Here is a 14,581-nt window from a genome sequence, read left to right on the forward strand (position 1 = left end):
CGAGAATTTTGAGGGAATTCAAAAATGACCAAAGAAGACACCCAATTCACTGTCGGTAAAACCACGTTCTACCAAGGCGAACACGGCACCCACCCACTGTTCCGCATAGAGCCCGGCATTCCCTGTCGCGATGCCCGCGAGCAATCTTCGGAGCTGATGGGCTATGTACGCGAACTGACCATCACCGGCCTGATGGATGAAAAACCGATGATGATCTGGGCTGCCCACTACCTGAGTGCGATGGCCAAGGCCCTCATGGATGACGCCGAGCTGGGCATGATGCGCTGATGCCGGGAATGCCTGGGACCGAATGTTGTGACGCCTCGAAGGAAAGTCACGCTACCCAGGCACCCAGCCATCATGAGGTATCGTTTCGTTTATTGCGATTTTCGAATATTTCGAATATAACTCGGTTAGGCTGTTGCACCGTCGCAGCAGCGCCACGATCGATATCCCACTGGAGATGCCCATGACCACCGCCGACCTCTCTCGCAAGATGCTTCCCGATGAGAAAGAGATTGCCGTGGCAGTCGAATCGAGCCGAACGCTAGCAGCCTTCCTCTCGACAAAATCAGATACCCAACGGATTGAGCTGCTCAATGAAGAGAATCAGCGCCAGGTTGTTGAAGTACCTACCTTCGCGCTGCGTCTGTTTGGCGAGATTCTCAGCGAGCTGGCTCTGGGGAACTCGGTCAAAGTCGTTCCAATCCACGCCGAATTGACTACCCAAGAGGCAGCAGACCTACTCAACGTCTCTCGGCCGTACTTGGTAAAACTGCTAGACGAATCTGTGATTCCTCACACAAAAACGGGTCGCCATCGTCGGGTCAAATTCTCCGACCTGGTTGCCTACAAGGACAAACGTGACGAGGTAAGCCGTGCCGCAATGGACGCGCTGGCAGCCGAAGCCCAGGAGTTACGGATGGGGTACGAATGAAGCACTCGCCCTTCACGGCCATTTACGACGCGAACGTTCTTTATCCTGCCCCACTCCGTGATTTCCTGATGAACCTTGCATTGACAGGTATTTACCGAGCACGTTGGTCAACGAAGATTCATGACGAGTGGAAACGCAATTTATTGCTCAACCGGCCTGACCTCACCCTCGAGCAAGTAGATCGGACGTCACGGCGAATGGACGCTGCTGTACCTGACGCACTCGTAACTGACTACGAGTCGCTGGTAGAAGGGCTGGACTTGCCAGATAAGGATGATCGACATGTCCTCGCTGCTGCAATCAAGTGCAACGCTTCCGTCATCGTCACCTTCAACCTGAAGGATTTCCCCGAAACGGCTCTCGACGTTTTCGATATCGAGCCCTTACACCCGGATGACTTCATCGCCGACCTGTGGGACCTGGACAAGGCAGCAGTACTTGAGGCTGCCCAGCGGCAGCGAATGTCCTTGAAAAACCCACCTCACAGCGTGCAGCAGTATCTCGACAGACTGCTTCAGCAAAAGCTTCCCGAGTCGGTGAAGTTGCTTTCAGAATTCAAATTCCTCCTCTGAACATGCTACTCAGACGCTTTCTTGGTCTGAAGGGTGTTTGGTAAGACCGCTCCCACAGTGGAAGCATACGCCCGCTAGACAGGTGATAGCTGGCAACCACTGCTCCGGGCAGCGAATCCAATTATCAAATTTTCTGACAACAATCGTCTTCCATCATCAGCCAGATCGGACATAAATTCTCCACCGTCAACCCCAGCAGCAACGGTAGAGCCCCATGTCCAGCCCACAACACCAGCCCGCCTCCCCTGCCCTGACCACGCTGATCCAGCGCTCCGGCCTGCCCAGCCCTGCGCTCGGCGAAGCCCAGGCACATGCCGTGCTGCAAACGCACTACGGCATTGCCGGCAACCTCTCGGCATTGGGCAGCCAACAGGACCTGAACTTCCGAGTAGACGCTCCACAAGGCCGTTTCGTGCTCAAGGCCTGCCACGGCAGCTACGCCCAGGTGGAACTGGAGGCCCAGCACGCCGCCCTGGCCTACCTGCGCGAACAGGGCTTGCCTGTGCCCGCCGTGCGCCCGGCTAGCGATGGCCAGATGCTGCTGGCGTTGGAAATAGACGGGCAACCGCTGCGCATGCGCCTGCTCGACTACATCGAAGGCCAGCCACTGACCCGCCTCAAGTACATGGAGCCACGCCTGATGGCCGAACTCGGCGGGCTCTGCGCGCGGCTGGACAAGGCCCTGGCCACTTTCGACCACCCGGGCCTGAAGCGCACCCTGCAATGGGACCCGCAACATGCCCAGGCACTGATCCAGCACCTGCTGCCCGTGCTGGGCAACGCCGAGCAACGCGCCCGTATCGAACGGGCCACCCAGCTGGCCGCCGAGCACCTGGCGCCGCTGGTCGACCAGCTGCCAAGCCAGGCCGTGCACCTGGACATCACCGACGACAATGCCGTCTGGGCCCGCGATGTCGAGCGCCAGTGGCAGTTGCAAGGGGTGATCGATTTCGGCGACCTGTTGCGCACATGGCGCATCGCCGACCTGTCGGTGACCTGCGCCGCATTGTTGCACCACGCCGAGGGCGACCCGCTGCGCATCCTGCCGGCCGTGCGTGCCTACCAGGCGCTCAACCCGCTGAGCGAAGCCGAACTGCGGGCGCTGTGGCCACTGGTGCTCAACCGCGCTGCCGTGCTGGTGCTGAGCAGCGAACAGCAACTCACCGTCGACCCCGGCAACCAGTACACCCGCGACAACATCGCCCATGAATGGGAAATCTTCGACACTGCCACCGCCGTACCTTTCGCGTTGATGGAAGCGGCCATCCTGCAAGCTGCGGGCCTGCAGCCAGCCACGCCGGACCTGAGCGGCTGCGCCCTTCTGCTCCCTGAACTGGGTCGGCAGGCAGTGACGCGCGTCGATCTGGGCGTGCTCAGCGTGCATTGCGAGGCGGGCAACTGGGAGCAACCGGGCTTCGACCAGCACCTGCTGACCACGCAACAGGCCCCGGCCTGCAGCCTGCACGGGCAGTATCGCCTGTCGCAAACCCATATCGATCGCCCCGAAGAGCCTGCCACCTGTGCCCTGGGCGTCGAGCTGCATGTACCCAACGGCAGCCTGGTGCAAGCGCCAGATGCCGGCACCTGGCAGCGCCATGGCGACGGCCGTGGCTGCCTGCGCAGCGCGCACTGGGCGTTGTGGCTGCAAGGCCTGGAAGACGCGCCTGCAGATGGCCAGGCCGTGGAAAAAGGCCAGTCGCTGGGCAGCAGTTGTGGCTTCCTCAGCGTGCAACTGTGCCTGGATAGCGGCATCCAGCCGCCGTTCTTCGCCACCCCATCCCAGGCAACCGCCTGGCTGGCCCTGTGCCCGTCGCCAGCTGCGTTGCTGGGCTTCGACTGCAATGCCGAGCCGCTGCCCGACCCGCAGGCCCTGCTGGCCCGCCGCGACGCCAGCTTCGCCCGCTCGCAGAAGCACTACTACGCGCAACCGCCTCACATCGAACGCGGTTGGCGCAACTACCTGATCGACATGCAGGGCCGCTCGTACCTCGACATGCTCAACAACGTCGCAGTGCTGGGCCACGGCCACCCGCGCATGGTCGCCGAGTCGGCACGGCAGTGGTCGCTGCTGAACACCAACTCGCGCTTCCACTATGCGGCCATCACCGAGTTCTCCGAACGCCTGCTGGAGTTGGCACCCGAAGGCTTCGACCGGGTGTTCATGGTCAACAGCGGTACCGAAGCCAACGACCTGGCGATTCGCCTGGCCTGGGCCTACAGCGGCGGGCGCGACCTGCTCAGCGTGCTGGAGGCCTACCACGGCTGGTCGGTGGCCACCGATGCCATCTCCACTTCCATCGCCGACAACCCGCAGGCCCTGGAAACCCGCCCGGACTGGGTGCACCCGGTCGAGGCGCCGAACACCTTCCGCGGCCGCTTCCGTGGCGCCGACAGCGCCACCCACTACCTGCGTGACGTCGACGCCAAGCTGGCCGACCTCGACGCCCGTGGCCGCCAGTTGGCGGGCATCATCTGCGAACCGGTGTACGGCAATGCCGGTGGTATTTCGTTGCCGGCCGGTTACCTGCGCGAGGCCTATGCCAAGGTCCGCGCCCGGGGCGGTGTGTGCATCGCCGACGAGGTGCAGGTCGGCTATGGCCGCCTGGGCGAGTACTTCTGGGGCTTCGAGGAACAGGGCGTGGTGCCCGACATCATCACCATGGCCAAGGGCATGGGCAACGGCCAGCCACTGGGCGTAGTCATCACCCGTCGCGAGATCGCCGAAGCGCTGGAGGCCGAGGGCTACTTCTTCTCCTCGGCCGGCGGCAGCCCGGTCAGCTGCCGCATCGGCATGGCGGTGCTGGATGTGATGCAGGAAGAAGGCCTGTGGGACAACGCGCGCGATACCGGGCGCTATTTCAAGGCGCGCCTGCAGGCACTGGTCGACAAGCACCCGCTGGCCGGCGCGGCGCATGGTTCGGGCTTCTACCTGGGGCTGGAACTGGTGCGCGACCGCGCAACGCTGGAACCGGCAACCGAGGAAACCATGGCCCTGTGCAACCGCCTGCGTGACCTGGGCATCTTCATGCAGCCGACCGGTGATTACCTGAACATCCTCAAGATCAAGCCGCCGATGTGCACCACCCGGGCGAGCGTGGACTACTTTGTCGACAGCATTGATCGGGTGCTGGGTGAAGGGCTGTAGGTGCTTGGCTTTGGTTTTTCAGCGACCGTGAGATCGAGCGCCGCCCGCGCGGCGCTTCGCAGCACAAGGCTGCTCCTACATCTGTTTCGGGCCAGTAACGCCTGTACCAGTGCACGCGACCGCCTTGTTTGCCCGACACGATATCGAGGTGGACACCAAGGGGCCGCGCGCCCTCGCCTCAGGATTTATTGGCCCGAAACAAATGTAGGAGCAGCATTGTGCTGCGAAGCGCCGCGCGGGCGGCGCTCGATCTCACAGGCGCTGACAATCCCCCGGCGAACCACTCTGCGCCCTGGCGCATTCTCAAACAAAAGCCCCATAATTTTCTTCCATAGAAATTCCCCGTCATCAGGTTTACTGACAATGGCCTTTACCAGCGACTCCCTGGCAATCTTCCTCGCGGTGCTGGAGGCAGGCTCGTTCTCTGCCGCCGCGCGCAAGCTGGGGCGTGTGCCTTCGGCCGTGAGCATGGCCATCGCCCAGCTGGAGGCGGAGCTGGACCTGGTGCTGTTCGACCGGGCCACGCGCAAAGCCTTGCCAACCAGCGCCGCCCTGGCCCTGGAGCCCCAGGCCAGGCAGGTGATCTGCCAGCTCAACCTGCTCGATGCCCAAGCCCTGCAACTGCACAAGGGGCTGGAAAAGCGCCTGACTATCGCCATGGCCCCCGAGCTGCAGACCGGCCGCTGGAGCCAGCCGCTGGAAACCCTCGCCCAGGAATTTCCCAGCCTGGAAATCGAAGTACGCTCGGCCACCCAGGCCGAAGCCATCCGCCTGCTGCATGACGGTAGCGTGCAACTGGCACTGGTCTTCGAAAGGCCTGGCATCGACGAGCGCGAGTCATTCCTGGAGGCCGGCAGCCAGTTGCTGGTGGCCGTCGCCTCCCCCCGCCATCCGGCCGGGCAGAACAGCGGCACGCCGCTGCCGGAAGAGACTTTCGCCGAACAGCGGCAGATCATTGTGGCATCGGGCAAGGCTACCGGGTCGGACCCACGCATGGTGCTGTCGCGGCGCATCTGGCTGACCGACAGCTACCTGGCCACGCTGGACCTGGTGCAATCGGGCCTTGGTTGGGCCTACCTGCCGCAGCCTTTGGTCGAGCCGTTGATTGCTTCGGGCGCGCTGGCGGAGGTGCGTTTCGACAACATGGCCAGCCGATTGCGCTTGTGGGTGGACATCATCTGGGTCAAGTCGCGCCCGTTGGGCCTGGGCGCGCGGCGTTACCTTGACGTGATGCGCCAATGCTTTGAAACAGAATCCCCGAGGTCCTGAGCGATACGACTGCCTCGTCCGACAGCGAAAAATCCTACAGCTGGTTAGGAAGCCGATAACTACCTGCAGCATTGATTCCCCGTTAGGTTTCTGCTCGCCATCAAGAAGAAAAGGAACTTCTCATGTCGAGCCAGTCCACGCAGGGCTACGTGCAGTCGGTCGATCACTTCGCCAACCAGCAGCGCCAACCAGAAGAAGCCCTCTACCTTTTACTGGACCCATTCGCCGGCTGCCCGCCTGAGCACCCGCTGGCCATCGCTGCCCTCAGCGAAGCGCTGGGTAGTGATGCCGTAACGCGCATCGACTGCAGCCGCCTGGTGCAGGATCCCGAGTGCTGGCCAGCTCTGGTGCGGCTCGCCGAACCCGGCGATGCGCCCACAGCCCTTGCCCCATTAAGCGCGACCTGCGCCGCTCGTGAATCGGCAGCTACCTGGCACCACGTGTGTGGCTGGCTGATCAGCGATCAACCCGCCGACCTCATCGCCCAGCACATCAGCCAACAGTGTCAGGTGCTGCACCAACCAGAACCGCACGGTATCACCGCCTGGTTCGAACCCGTGCGGCTGGCGCTGCTACGCGCGACCCTGAAAAACGCAGGCGAAGTCCTCGGGCCTGTTCGCAGCTGGCTACATCCCGATGGTTCTGGCAGTTGCGAGGTATTCGAGCGAGAACCCATGGCTGGCGAACTGGCCGTCCCCGAGGCCGTAAGGGCGACCCAGCACGTCGCACCGCAGATCATTCAACTGCTCGGTGCCTGGCATCGCCTGAGTGCCGTGCAGCATCCCCATGCACCCTGGCACTTCCCAGGTTCATCAGGCCTGCCGGAAAACGCACCCACCCATGCCATGAACCTGATCCTCAAGGCCTTCAGGCAAGGCCTGCGCGACCGTGCCGATATCCAGTGCATGTGCCTGCACATGCTCATGATTCACCCACTGCTCCTTCAGCACCCGACCATCCAGCACGAGGTGGAAAGGGCCGCGGCCGGCGAGCAGCGCCTGGCGGACCGCTTCGCCAGCTACGACGACTGCACCTGGTCGCACATCGTCGCCGGCCTGCCGAAGGCAAGGAGTTACCCATGAGCATCAGCAAAGCCATCCACATCGCCATGCAGGAAGAGATCCCCAACACCTACGGCACCTGCAATGCCTGCGAACGCTCCGGCCTGCCGATTCTACTGCTGCGCGAGGCCTACGCCCCACGCCCGGACACAGGGCGCCCCTATCGCCTGGCAGACGACAGCGAAATCATCTTCCACCCGATGCACACCGACCAATTGCGCCTCCTGCGCCAAGGTTATGTCTACGTACTGCTCGACCAGGAAATCTGGCAGGCCTACGAGGTGGCGGCGGAAGGTACCTTGCGGCGCTTTCCGGTCTCTCAGATGCCCTTCGGGCCACCCAGGTCGTTACCCAAGGTATGCGCCACCGAAGGCCACGATGTGATTGCCTCGTTCATCAACATCGATACCCTGCTCTACCGTAAGGCCTGGATCGCCTTCGCCAACGACCCCTGGCCCCGTTCGGTACTCGACCGCTATCGGCAAGGCATCGCCGACAGTGACCCGGGCACCCTCGCCCGCTTCGTCGAGGTGGACCTGAACACCGCACGCAACGACCCTGCCAGCCTCGGCATCGCCATGACCGATAGCTTCCGCTTCGGCCTGGAACAGGTGCTGGAGTTTTCCACCTTTTCCTCTGCCAGGTTTACCAGCGTTCATGGCTTTTACAGCCGCCTGGGCCGCTGGCATGAAACCCGCACGCATGTGCGCAATGTCATCCAGCAGGAACAACTGCCCAATGGCGTGCTGGCGCTGACACTGCCCGACCCGGTCGGCATGGTCATGGAGCTCAACGCGCAACGCACTGGCTGGGTGCAGGCCCTGCAGGAATGGCGGGCGCAGCCGCAGCGGCACTTCGAATACTTCACCTCGCAAGCACTACTGGGCATCCGCGAATTGCACGCGGCCATGGCTGCCGTGCAAGGTGCCGAGGACGCGCAGCGGGAAGCCCGGCAGATCGAGCAGTGGAACGACAGCCCGATCGCGGCCAAGGCGTATCTGCCGCCGGTGGACATCGACGCGCAGACCGAACGCAACACCGCGCGCAAGCAGCAGGACGCCCGCGAGCGGCTGGAAGAGCGTTACGACGAAAGCGCCCGCGCCGCGTTCCAGGCCGATTACGACCGCGAACTGAAAAACTGGCAGTCGATGATCGACCAGGTTGGCGATCTGTATGCGCGGCACTATGCCAAGCGGGCGTTTCAGCAGATCGGCTACTACGACTATGACGCGACCTCCCCCGTTTCGGTGGAGTACTTCATCCAGATGATGGCCGCCTGCCTGGCCGGCGGGCCCACTGAAACCTTGCCGCAGGAGGGTCAGCCGCTCGGGATCACCCAGCATATCTGGCAGCAGCTGCTGGAAGACGACCGCAGCCTGTTGTACCAGGCACTGCTGGCCAAGAATCAGAAGCTGATGCAGCAGGTGGCCAGGGCGCTGTCCGGGGACGACTTCGGCAAGGTGTACGACATCATCAAGGGCATCGCCGGTACCGCCGATGGCCAACTGCTGATGATCAAGCCGATACAGGATGCCGTTGGCCAGTTGCTGGCCGCGACCAACAGCGCAGGGAATGCGCTCAGCCAGCACCTGAGTGAACGGACCAAGACCCTGATCGGTCATGTGCATCGCTCGGCGTTTGCACTGTTCGCCGGGCAGCAGGTAACGCCGCTGCGGGTGTCGCTGACAGTGGGCGAATACATGAGCCTGCTCAATGAAGCCCTGGAAGCGCGGACCGATGCGTTTCTGCAGCAGGTAGACAAGCAGTTCCGTGACCCACTGGGCCGCAAGGTGCGGGCCATGGTGCTGAGTGGGGCGATCAATATTGCGGCAGCGGGTAACCGCAGCCAGATGATCGAGGTGATGCTCTGGACGCTCGAAAGCGCCGAGAGCCTGCAGGCGCGGCTGGTGCAGTTGCGCGAGGGTGCAGCCGGCGGCGTCGGGGCGCTGGTACGCAATGTTGCGATTGGTGCGGGTACGCTGCGTGCGCAGGTTACGGGTGGTTTGAAGATCAGTTCTACGGCCGCGCAAAGCGTGGCAAGCGATGCGATGCGCAGCCTGCGGGATGCTGCAGCGAGCAGTGGAAGTGTGAAGCTGATGCTTGCCTTGGGGGGCATATGGTTCCAGCAGGATAGTCTGGGCAAGAACTATCGGGCGTTGCAAGAAACACATCAGAACAATCCAGAGGCGCTTGCGGCGATCTGGTCTTCATCGCTTGGGTTGTTGGGAGTGAGTGTCGAAGTGGCAGGCCTTGCTGTCACACTTGTACGACCGAAGATACCGTGGCCCGGAACGGTAACCATAGCTTCACTAGGAAAGAACCTAGCCAAGTATGGCGGCGCCATCACTGCACTCGCCAATGCCATGGATGCAGTGCAATACGTGAATGCGCTCGCCAGAACTAATAACCAAGGGGACAGCACCTCTGCAAACCAGTACGCTCGCGCGGCCGTGCTTGCTACAGTTTCCACTGTCTCTGGTATTTACTCGGCATTATTCGCAAGTTCGCTACTCGGCCCCTTAGGCTTTACGATCATCCTTGGTCTGGCAGCCTATACGCTGGCGATGGATGCCAAAAATCAAGAATCTTCACTATTAGAGCTTTGGTCCCGACATAGTAGATGGGGAACACCAGAGGAACATCGGCGCTGGATGAATCCACAAGATCTGGATACCGCAATTGGCTCACTGAACGCGGCAGCCTTGGGAGTTCAAGCGCAGGCTTCAATTGAGACAAGATTTCAACCAACTCACAGTACGCACACGCCAGACCAAACAAAAGCCTTCATCAGCGATGACGCTGCTGTCGCGGCAGGCTTTTATCTCGATTTGTACATAAGCTTGCCAAATTTCAGTACTGAAGACGCACAGTACAAATGGCAACTGACTGTATACCCAGCAGGGCAAAATCGACTGCCTTTTTATCTCTCTGGTAATAGTTCACATCCAAAAGTAGTCGAATACGTGCCCGAAGAAACCAAAAAAATCTTTGCTAGCCCTGAAAGCGTCAGCGAACGAATAATTTTTAAAACCACCGATAAGACCCTGCACATCAGCACTTCAATTCCACTACTGGAAAACCATTGTACAAAAGCTATTGAGCTAACGCTCACTTATTGGCCCAACAAGCATGACATGTCAGGTTATGCAAAAGTGACAATGAGAGAAAACAATCTATCCTCGCTAAGGAGTCTATTCTAATGGCCCGCCCGCACCTTAACCCGCCATGTACAGGATGGATAGAGGACCTACCCCATCCTGACATTCCCATTGCGATCGAAGCCAGCCTGGGCAATCAATCCCCTAACCATCAGGATCTTATCTACCTTGAAGTACCCAGACCCCTCGGTTGGGCAAGAGAAGTAATGGCTTTCCTTTCGCTTCCAACTATCGCCATCACCACCCCTCTGTTCAGTTTCATAAACTCCAACTTAGAACGGAGAGACTTCGAATCCGTGCTAATTGATATATTAATACTTGCATGCGGAGTATGGGCATCCGTATTTTGCCTTCGAGTAAGCATATCCCCACCCCGAGATGAACCCCTTCGCTTCAACCGAGTACGTAAAAAATTGTATGCATACAATTTCAAGTACTGCTGGTGGAACCCCTTCACGAACTGGAAAGTAGAAACAGTTTGCTACGACTGGTCCCAAGTCCGCGCCGAGCGCTGGTCCCAGGCCGGCGCACTGCCAAACGGTGGGTTAATTTTCAAATGGGGTGTCACACTCTCCATCGTTGCACCAGGCACAAACAATGTCATCGACCGTTTTCCTCTGGTTACGATGGGTGCCGACCAGCATGCCTGGGCCTACATCTGCACCTACATGCAGGAAGGCCCCTCAGCCCTGCCACCACCCGGGGAACCCAAGGATCACAACGATGTGCTCTGGTGTGAGTTCGCCCTGCGCCTGGCACCCCGAGTAGAGTGGCCAGCGGAAATGGATCTGGAGTCGAGAACCGCCCCCTGAACTTACTGTGTTGCGCTGCTTGCGTTGGCCCCATCGCCGGCATGCCAGCTCTCATAGAACTGCACATAACTCATTGAATTAGCAGGGACCCTGTGGGAGCGGGCACGCCCGCTCCCACAGGGATTACATGGTGGGCGCCACCAACCTGTATCCCACCCCTGGCTCGGTGATGATGAACCGCGGCGCCGTGGGGTCATCTCCCAACTTCTGCCGCAGATGCCCGACCACTATCCGCAGGTAATGGGTGTCATCCACATGGGTAGGCCCCCAGATATCCTTGAGCAGTTGCTGCTGGGTAATCACCCGCCCCGGGTGCCCGGCCAGTTGCGCCAGCAACGCATACTCCTTGCGGGTCAGCGCCACTTCCACGCCATCCAGGGTCACCCGGCGAAAGGCAAAGTCCACCATCAGCGGCCCAAAGCTGGCCGCCACTTCCGAGCCACCGGCCTGCGGCACCTGGCGCAGCAAGGCACGCACCCGCGCCAGAAACTCCTGGATGCCGAACGGCTTGGTCACATAGTCGTTGGCTCCACCATCCAGCGCATCGACCTTCTGCACTTCACTCGCGCGCACCGACAACACCAGCACCGGCACCGCGCTCCATTCGCGCAGGTCACGCAGTACCTGCTGGCCGTCCATGTCCGGCAGGCCCAGGTCGAGTACCACCAGGTCCGGCTTGCCCAGCGCCGCCTGGGCGAGCCCTTCCGCGCCGGTGGCGGCCTCGAGCACCTTGTAGCCTTGCGAGGCCAGGCTGATGCGCAGGAACTTGCGGATCTGCGGTTCATCGTCGATGACCAGGAGGGTGGCGGACTGACTCATGGGGTTTCGCTTTCGGTTTCAGGTTGAGGGGGCAGCGGCAAGCATAAAGTGATGCTGGTGCCCTGGCCATCGATGCCTTCGCCCACGAGGATCTGGCCGCCATGGGCGCCGATCATGCCCTGGCAGATCGCCAGGCCCAGGCCGGTGCCCTGCCCGCCGCGGTCACCGCGAGCGGCGGTGTAGAACATGTCGAAGATCTTCTCGCGGTCTTCCACGGGAATACCGGGGCCCTGGTCGCTGACGGCAAAGCACAACCGGGCGTCCTGCACCGACACCTGCAGCTCCAGCCGGCCATTGGCTGGCGAGAAGCGCGCGGCATTTTCCAGCACGTTGACCAGCGCCTGCTCGATCAACGCCGCATGCACGAACAGCAACGGCAGCTCGGCCGGCACGTCGGTGTGTACCCGCAGCGGCGCCAGCACCGCGCGCAGGCGGTTGAGTGCACTGCCGACGATGTCGGCAGGCGCCACCCAGTCGCGGGCCAGCTTGAGGCCGCCGTGGCCCAGGCGGGTCATGTCGAGCAGGTTCTGGATGTAGCGGTCGAGGCGTTCGGCCTCGTTGCGGGTGCCCTCCAGCAGTTCGCGGCGGTCGGCAGCGGGGATCGCCTCGCCCAGCGCCAGCAGGCTGTCGATGCTACCGCGCATGGCGGTCAGCGGGGTACGCAAGTCATGGGAAACGGACGCCAGCAAGGCGCTGCGCAGCTGCTCGGTTTCGCCATGCAGCCGCGCGGCCTCCAGTTGTTCGGCCAGCCGGGCGCGGGCCAGGGCCTGGGCCAGTGGTTGGCCAAGGGCGGTGAGCAGGCGCCGGCGCGGGTCGCTGAGAGGCTGGCCGGAGCGTGAGCGCACACCAAGCAATGCCAGGGGCTGCTCATCCACCGCCAGTGGCCACCACCACCAGCGGCCATTGGGCAGGGTGTCGCTGCCATGACCGGCGGCCTGGCCGTGCTGCCAGGCCCATTCTGCAGCGGCGCGTTCGTTATCGCTGAAAGCATGGGCTTCGCCGCTGACCACCTGCAACTGGCCTTCGACATTGCGCTCCAGCAGGCACACCTGCATGTCCTGCCAACCGTCCAGGTGCTGGCCGGCGGCGTTGAACACCGCCTGGCGGTCGGTGGCCACGGTCAGCCGGCGCGACAGGTCGAGCAACTGGCTGGTCTGCGCCTGGGTCTCGCGCAGCGCCTGCAACTGGCGGCGCTGGCGGGCGGCCAGGTTGCCGGTGAGCGCGGCCATCAACAGGAAGAACACCAGGGTCAGCACGTCTTCTTCGCGCTGGATCCTGAACGACAGGTTGGGCGGGATGAACAGGAAGTCGTAGGTCAGGAACGACAGCAACGCGCAGGCCAGCGCAGGCCCCAGGCTGCTGCGCACTGCCACCAGCAACACCGCGGCCAGGAACACCAGCGATATGTTGGGCAGCGCCAGCACACTCGACACCGCCCAGGCCAGGCCTGCGGCCATGACCGTGGCCAGCAGCGCCAGCAGGTAATGGCGCCAGACCCACACCCGCCGTACCGCCGAACGCGGCGCTTGCGGCTGCGCGTCGCGGTCCAGCACGTTGATTTCCAGGCCGTGGCTTTCGCGCAGCAGCCGCGCGGCCACACCGGCACCGAACAGGCGCCGGCGCAGGCGGTCGCGGGACTGCCCGACCAGCACCAGGCTGGCCCGCCGTTCGGCGGCATGCTGGATCAGTGTGCGCACCACTTCGCCGGCACGCAGCAGTACCACCTCTCCACCCAGGCGTTCGGCCAGTTGCTGGGCAGCTTGCAGGCGCTGGCGTGCGGTTTCGTCGCGCAGGCGGCCGTTGTCCACGTGCACCAGGCTCCAGGGCAGGTGGCGGCGTTGCGCCACGCGGCTGGCATGGCGCACCAAACGTTCCGCCTGGTCGTCGCCATCCACGCCCACCAGCAAGCGCCCACGCAGGGCCGGGGCTTCCTGGCCGCGCTGGCGATAGCCGTGGGCAAGGTCGGCATCCACCTGGGCGGCAGCGGTCTGCATGGCCAGCTCGCGCAGGGCGGTAAGGTTGGTTTGCGAGAAGAACGCATCAATGGCGGCCCGCGCCTGCTCGGGCACGTACACCTTGCCTTCGCGCAGACGTTCGAGCAGCTCGCGGGGTGGCAGGTCGATCAGCACCAGCTCGAAGGCTTCCTGCAGCACCCAGTCCGGAAGGGTTTCGCGCACTTGCACGCCAGTAATGTCGCGGACCTTGTCGTTGAGGCTTTCCAGGTGCTGGACGTTGACCGTGGTGTACACATCGATGCCGGCGGCCAGCAGTTCCTGTACGTCCTGCCAGCGTTTGGCGTGGCGGCTGCCGGGCGCATTGGTGTGGGCCAGTTCGTCGACCAGCACCAGGGCCGGCGCGGTCTTGAGAAGGCCGTCGAGGTCCATTTCCTCGAGCGTTACGCCGCGGTACTGGCTGCGCAGCAGGGGCTGCTGCTGAAGGCCAGCGAGCAATACCTCGGTTTCGGCACGGCCATGGGTTTCGACCACCCCGGCCAGCACCTGCACGCCCTGGCGTTGCTGGGCGTGGGCGGCCTGGAGCATGGCGAAGGTCTTGCCGACGCCGGGGGCGGCGCCAAGGAACACCTTCAACCGCCCCCGGCCGCTTCGCGGGAGGGTAGCCAACAGCGCGTCTGCGCGGGCGGAGTCACTCATCTTTCATCCTTTGGTGTGGCGGCGTCCTGCAGCCTCTTTTGGGCCTGCTTCGCAGGCCTTCGCGGGCTTGCCCGCTCCCACAGGGTGATCGCAATACTCGGAAGCTGCGCTGTACCTGTGGGAGCGGGCAAGCCCGCGAAGGGCCGCAAAGCGGCCC

At 62.6% G+C, this 14,581-nt stretch carries 10 protein-coding genes; 8 read left to right on the plus strand and 2 right to left on the minus strand.

What is annotated here, in order from left to right:
* Positions 1-24 precede the first annotated feature (24 nt).
* From ACK56M_RS19635 to ACK56M_RS19670, 8 genes are all read left to right on the plus strand, one after another.
* Complete coding sequence (locus ACK56M_RS19635; RefSeq protein WP_015271070.1) at positions 25-288, plus strand: DUF3077 domain-containing protein; 264 nt, start codon at positions 25-27, stop codon at positions 286-288.
* A gap of 181 nt (positions 289-469) precedes the next feature.
* Positions 470-937 carry a helix-turn-helix domain-containing protein gene (locus ACK56M_RS19640; protein ID WP_015271071.1) on the plus strand — a complete coding sequence of 156 codons (468 nt, stop codon included), beginning with the start codon at positions 470-472 and terminating at the stop codon, positions 935-937.
* Positions 934-1,509, plus strand: a complete 576-nt coding sequence (locus ACK56M_RS19645; RefSeq protein ID WP_015271072.1) for a PIN domain-containing protein — start codon at positions 934-936, stop codon at positions 1,507-1,509. Before ACK56M_RS19640 ends, ACK56M_RS19645 begins: the two co-directional genes overlap by 4 nt.
* Before the next feature lie 214 nt (positions 1,510-1,723).
* A complete protein-coding gene (locus ACK56M_RS19650; protein WP_411958942.1) occupies positions 1,724-4,654 on the plus strand; it encodes an aminotransferase in 2,931 nt (976 codons plus the stop codon).
* A 363-nt stretch (positions 4,655-5,017) separates the two neighbouring features.
* The gene (locus ACK56M_RS19655) at positions 5,018-5,923 is read left to right on the plus strand and encodes a LysR family transcriptional regulator (protein ID WP_013973410.1); all 906 of its coding nucleotides are present in this window, start codon (positions 5,018-5,020) and stop codon (positions 5,921-5,923) included.
* 122 nt (positions 5,924-6,045) lie between these two features.
* Positions 6,046-7,005 carry a hypothetical protein gene (locus tag ACK56M_RS19660; RefSeq protein WP_411958943.1) on the plus strand — a complete coding sequence of 320 codons (960 nt, stop codon included), beginning with the start codon at positions 6,046-6,048 and terminating at the stop codon, positions 7,003-7,005.
* Positions 7,002-10,184, plus strand: a complete 3,183-nt coding sequence (locus ACK56M_RS19665) for a T6SS effector BTH_I2691 family protein (RefSeq protein ID WP_015271075.1) — start codon at positions 7,002-7,004, stop codon at positions 10,182-10,184. The genes ACK56M_RS19660 and ACK56M_RS19665 overlap by 4 nt, the downstream gene beginning before the upstream one ends.
* Before the next feature lie 164 nt (positions 10,185-10,348).
* Positions 10,349-10,954 carry a DUF6708 domain-containing protein gene (locus tag ACK56M_RS19670; protein ID WP_308700760.1) on the plus strand — a complete coding sequence of 202 codons (606 nt, stop codon included), beginning with the start codon at positions 10,349-10,351 and terminating at the stop codon, positions 10,952-10,954.
* A 123-nt stretch (positions 10,955-11,077) separates the two neighbouring features.
* Here ACK56M_RS19670 and ACK56M_RS19675 read toward each other — a convergent pair whose 3' ends face one another.
* Together ACK56M_RS19675 and ACK56M_RS19680 are read right to left on the minus strand one after the other, a co-directional pair.
* Positions 11,078-11,773 carry a response regulator gene (locus ACK56M_RS19675; RefSeq protein WP_013973414.1) on the minus strand — a complete coding sequence of 232 codons (696 nt, stop codon included), beginning with the start codon at positions 11,771-11,773 and terminating at the stop codon, positions 11,078-11,080.
* Positions 11,770-14,424: a DUF4118 domain-containing protein gene (locus ACK56M_RS19680; RefSeq protein WP_411958944.1), complete on the minus strand. Its 2,655-nt coding sequence runs from the start codon at positions 14,422-14,424 to the stop codon at positions 11,770-11,772. Before ACK56M_RS19680 ends, ACK56M_RS19675 begins: the two co-directional genes overlap by 4 nt.
* Positions 14,425-14,581: the final 157 nt, after the last annotated feature.

This window comes from Pseudomonas sp. s4 (assembly GCF_046764235.1).
GTDB lineage: Bacteria > Pseudomonadota > Gammaproteobacteria > Pseudomonadales > Pseudomonadaceae > Aquipseudomonas > Aquipseudomonas asiatica.

Coding starts and splice junctions, on each gene's coding strand:
- ACK56M_RS19655 (WP_013973410.1), top strand. CDS start 5,018: ATGGCCTTTACCAGCGACTCCCTGGCAATCTTCCTCGCGGTGCTGGAG.
- ACK56M_RS19650 (WP_411958942.1), top strand. CDS start 1,724: ATGTCCAGCCCACAACACCAGCCCGCCTCCCCTGCCCTGACCACGCTG.
- ACK56M_RS19640 (WP_015271071.1), top strand. CDS start 470: ATGACCACCGCCGACCTCTCTCGCAAGATGCTTCCCGATGAGAAAGAG.
- ACK56M_RS19670 (WP_308700760.1), top strand. CDS start 10,349: ATGGCTTTCCTTTCGCTTCCAACTATCGCCATCACCACCCCTCTGTTC.
- ACK56M_RS19680 (WP_411958944.1), bottom strand. CDS start 14,424: ATGAGTGACTCCGCCCGCGCAGACGCGCTGTTGGCTACCCTCCCGCGA.
- ACK56M_RS19675 (WP_013973414.1), bottom strand. CDS start 11,773: ATGAGTCAGTCCGCCACCCTCCTGGTCATCGACGATGAACCGCAGATC.
- ACK56M_RS19635 (WP_015271070.1), top strand. CDS start 25: ATGACCAAAGAAGACACCCAATTCACTGTCGGTAAAACCACGTTCTAC.
- ACK56M_RS19660 (WP_411958943.1), top strand. CDS start 6,046: ATGTCGAGCCAGTCCACGCAGGGCTACGTGCAGTCGGTCGATCACTTC.
- ACK56M_RS19665 (WP_015271075.1), top strand. CDS start 7,002: ATGAGCATCAGCAAAGCCATCCACATCGCCATGCAGGAAGAGATCCCC.
- ACK56M_RS19645 (WP_015271072.1), top strand. CDS start 934: ATGAAGCACTCGCCCTTCACGGCCATTTACGACGCGAACGTTCTTTAT.